5 protein-coding genes are annotated in these 4,000 nt (G+C 49.0%); all 5 read left to right on the forward strand.

Translation table 11 applies throughout. The features are described from left to right. On the forward strand, positions 1 to 617 hold a 617-nt coding region (locus BG32_RS10380), incomplete at its 5' end, for a diaminopimelate epimerase (RefSeq protein ID WP_121526794.1). Then, the gene (dapA, locus tag BG32_RS10385; RefSeq protein ID WP_121526795.1) at positions 587 to 1,468 is read left to right on the forward strand and encodes a 4-hydroxy-tetrahydrodipicolinate synthase; all 882 of its coding nucleotides are present in this window, start codon (positions 587 to 589) and stop codon (positions 1,466 to 1,468) included. The genes BG32_RS10380 and dapA, both read left to right, overlap by 31 nt. Further along, positions 1,465 to 2,112 (forward strand): 4-hydroxy-tetrahydrodipicolinate reductase, encoded by a 648-nt coding sequence (locus tag BG32_RS10390; protein ID WP_121526796.1) that lies wholly within the window; start codon positions 1,465 to 1,467, stop codon positions 2,110 to 2,112. Before dapA ends, BG32_RS10390 begins: the two co-directional genes overlap by 4 nt. After that, complete coding sequence (gene dapD / locus BG32_RS10395) at positions 2,097 to 2,804, forward strand: 2,3,4,5-tetrahydropyridine-2,6-dicarboxylate N-acetyltransferase (protein ID WP_014730807.1); 708 nt, start codon at positions 2,097 to 2,099, stop codon at positions 2,802 to 2,804. The genes BG32_RS10390 and dapD overlap by 16 nt, the downstream gene beginning before the upstream one ends. Continuing rightward, a partial coding sequence (locus BG32_RS10400) for an aspartate kinase (protein WP_121526797.1) occupies positions 2,805 to 4,000 on the forward strand: 1,196 nt, incomplete at its 3' end.

Here is a 4,000-nt window from a genome sequence, read left to right on the forward strand (position 1 = left end):
TGAAGTATGTAGACGGAAGAGACGGAGCTATCTTCGTCGAAAGAGATTTCATGGACTACTACAACTGCGATGGAAACAGAGCCGCTTTTTGCGGGAACGGGGCGAGGACCTACGTTTATTTCATTCACGAGAAGGAGAAGCGCAATTTGGTAGAATTCTCCTCTCACGCGGGCAACGTTTTGGGTAAAGTGGACGATCTAGTCAGCGTACGAATGCCGTCTCCCAGGTTTCTCGGTACCTTTGAAGAGGAAGATTATTCTGGAGAGATAGTCGTCGTAGGCGTCCCGCATCTAGTTATCGAAGGAGACACAGATAAAGTAGATTGGAACGCTCTTCTGCCTCTGAGACATCTTTACGATGCAAATATAAACGTATTCACCGTTAAGAAAGAAGGAAGTCTCAGGATACGGACATTCGAACGGGGTGTTGAAGGCGAAACCGGTGCCTGCGGAAGTGGTGCCACCTCAGTAGTATGGCTCTACTCGCGGAGAACTGGCTGTGAAAAAGTCATTCTGCAGGCAAATGGCGGGGACCTTACCGTGTCATTCAGAGATGGATCCGCCTATCTTGGAGGAGGTGTGGAGAAATGTTCAGAGGAACTGGAACTGCAGTTATAACGCCCTTTAAAGACGGAGCCGTTGATTTCGGCTCATTCAGGCGATTCCTTCGTTTCCAGCTTGAGAACGGAATAGAGGCATTGATAGTTCTCGGCACGACCGGCGAATCACCGACTATAAATGAATCTGAACGAACCAAACTGATAAGAATTGCAGTGGACGAGGCAGGCGGCAAGGTACCCGTAATAGTGGGTACCGGGACGAATTCGACGGACAAGACAATTAAGAGCTCGCTGAAGGCCTTTGACGATGGCGCCGATGGCGTTCTTGTTGTTGTACCCTATTACAACAAACCGACACAAGAGGGCCTTTACAGACACTTTGGAGAGATAGCTACGCGCGCACAGGGACCGGTTATCATCTACAACGTACCGGGGAGGACAGGGGCAAACATCCTGCCGGACACGGTAATCAGATGTCTAGAGTTTAATAACATCGTTGGTGTAAAGGAGGCGAGTGGGGACCAGTATCAGGTCGATTATCTCATCTCCGCCTTGAGATCTAAGGATTCAGATTTCAAAGTCTGGTCCGGAAATGACGACCAAGCCTTTCATCTTTGTTGCAGCGGAGGTGACGGAGTGATCTCGGTAATCTCCAACGTTGCGCCGATGAAGACATCCACTATGATTCGCTCGATTCTCAAGGGCGATCTTCATACCGCTAGAGAGCAGCATTTGGAGCTCCTTCCTCTGATGAAGGCACTGTTCGTGGAGTCTAATCCGATACCTGTGAAATATGCGCTCAGCCTTATGAACTACTGTCGAAACGAACTTCGCCTACCGCTTTACGAGCTTTCAGAAGGAAACCGAAACGTCGTCCTGAAGGCTTTGCAGGAGAGTGGTGTCCTGTGAGATACGGATTGACCGGTTCCACGGGCCGTATGGGCAAAGAGATTATCGAAGCCTTCAAAGGACATGATCTTGTTCTAGAAGTTAATGACACAGGGATCTTCAGGCACGGCGAACCGGAAGTCATAGTGGATTTTTCGAATCGCGAAGTACTTGAGACTACGATCGAACTGGCCGCGCAGTTCGGCGCAGGTGTGGTAATCGGTACCACCGCGCTTAGTCAGTCAGACCTCACAAGTCTCAGAACGCTTTCTGAGAAGGTTCCTGTAATTCAGAGCTATAATTTCTCCACAGGCATAAATATCATGAAGATGATTCTCAGAGAGTTCTCTCCACTACTGAAAGACTTTGAGGCAGAGTTGATTGAAACACACCACAGCGCGAAAAAGGATGCACCTTCGGGAACAGCCTTAATGTTGAAAGACGCTACGGAGAGAGATCTTCCCATCCATTCGCTGAGAATAGGAGGCGTTCCGGGGGATCATTCCGTAGTATTCGCAAACGAAGGAGAGGTAATTGAAATAACTCACAGAGCGATCTCGAGAAAGGTCTTCGCCATTGGCGCACTGACTGCAGCTCGATTCTGTCTGGAGCATGAGAAGGGTTTCTACTCCTTTGAGGAGGTAATAAGATGGACGCAGAGATGATCATAAGGATGATTAGAGACGCAAAAAAGAAGACCCCTGCGGTCTGCTACTTATCCGGTGATTTGAGAGGTCTGAAACATGAAAATGTGCGATTTGTCGGCGGAAAGGATTTCGGGATTCTCTTCGGTGATCTGAAAGAGATAGAAGCTATTCTCGAGTTACATTCAGAGAGAATTTCGGCTCATTACATCGAAGTAAAAGCTCGGAACTCCGCTCTTCCCCTGGCCGATCTGACCAAATACCACGCAAGGATAGAACCGGGAGCGATTATACGCGATCTCGTAGAGATTGGCGACAATGCGGTGATTATGATGGGCGCCGTTCTGAATGTCGGAGCTGTAATCGGTGAGGCCACCATGATAGATATGAACGCCGTAATCGGGGGAAGGGCGATTATCGGAGCAAACTGCCATATAGGGGCTGGGGCCGTTGTTGCAGGCGTGGTCGAACCGCCCAGTGCCACTCCCGTCGTTATTGAAGACAACGTGCTTGTCGGAGCCAACGCGGTTATTCTTGAAGGTGTAAGAGTCGGCGATCATTCCGTAATAGCTGCCGGTGCTGTGGTCACAAAGGATATTCCGCCCTATTCCGTTGCGGTGGGAATGCCAGCAAAAGTAGTTAAGCGGTTCGACGAGAAGACGGCAAGTAAAACGAGTCTCGTTCAAGAGCTGCGTGAGATACAGGAGAGCTAGATGATCGTTCAAAAATACGGAGGTTCATCTGTTTCCGATACCGAAAGAATAAGAAACGTTGCAAGAAGAATAAGGAAGAAGGTCGACGCAGGGGAAAAAGTGATCGTTGTCGTCTCTGCGATGGGAAAGACTACGAATGAGCTAATATCTCTAGCAGAATCCGTAACTGAAAATCCCGATCCCAGGGAACTGGCGATGCTTCTTTCCACCGGGGAACAGGTTTCGGCCGCTCTACTCTCGATGACTCTAATAGAGATGGGAGTTAGATCTATCTCGCAAAACGCCATGCAGCTGGAGATCTCAACGTTTGGCGATTTCGATAACGCGCGAATCGCCGATCTTAATCTCGACAAGATATACGCCGAGCTTGAGAAGCACGATGTGATAGTTGTCACCGGATTTCAGGGTGTCGACCCGGAAGGGAATCTAACAACGCTAGGCCGAGGAGGTTCCGACACTTCGGCAGTCGCAATCGCTGCCAAAGCCGGTGTTCAATGTGAAATACTCAGCGATGTCCCAGGTATTTTCACCTGTGATCCGAAATTTCACAAGGATGCGAAAAAACTGGACTACATAACATATGACGAAATGCTTGAACTGGCAGCCCTTGGGGCAAAAGTCCTCCATTCAAGGTCTGTGGAAATAGCAAAGAAGTATAACGTCGAAATCCTGTGTTTGTCTTCATTCAGTGAAGAAGGAGGTACTAGAGTGGTGAACAGGCTACCGGAATGGCTTGAACAGCCTGTAGTAACTGGAGCGACTATTGACACAAACCAGTTGAAGATCGCAATAAACAAACTTCCCGGAAATACGGACATCGTAAGCAAGATCTTCCAGGCGGTTGCTGGATCGAGTTTCAACGTAGACATGATCTCGATAGTAAACGATAATGGGTACATTCATCTGGCCTTCACTGTGCTTTCAGCAAGTCCCGCTGCAATAAAGAGCACGATAGAAAGCGTCCTGGTCGATGTAGACAACTGGGAGCTTGCTATAGATGAGGACGTTGCGAAGATTTCCACCGTGGGAGTAGGCATGAGGTCGAGTGCAGGAGTCGCTGCTCGTTTCTTCTTGGCCCTTCAGAAGGCCGGCGCAAAAATAATAGCAACGACAACCTCCGAGATAAAGATCTCTGTGTTGGTTCCAAAATCTCAGGCAGGCAAGGCTTTGAAGGCCCTGCTCGACGAATTCGAACT

The sequence above is a fragment of the Mesotoga sp. HF07.pep.5.2.highcov genome (genome assembly GCF_003666285.1).
Classification (GTDB): Bacteria; Thermotogota; Thermotogae; order Petrotogales; family Kosmotogaceae; genus Mesotoga; species Mesotoga prima.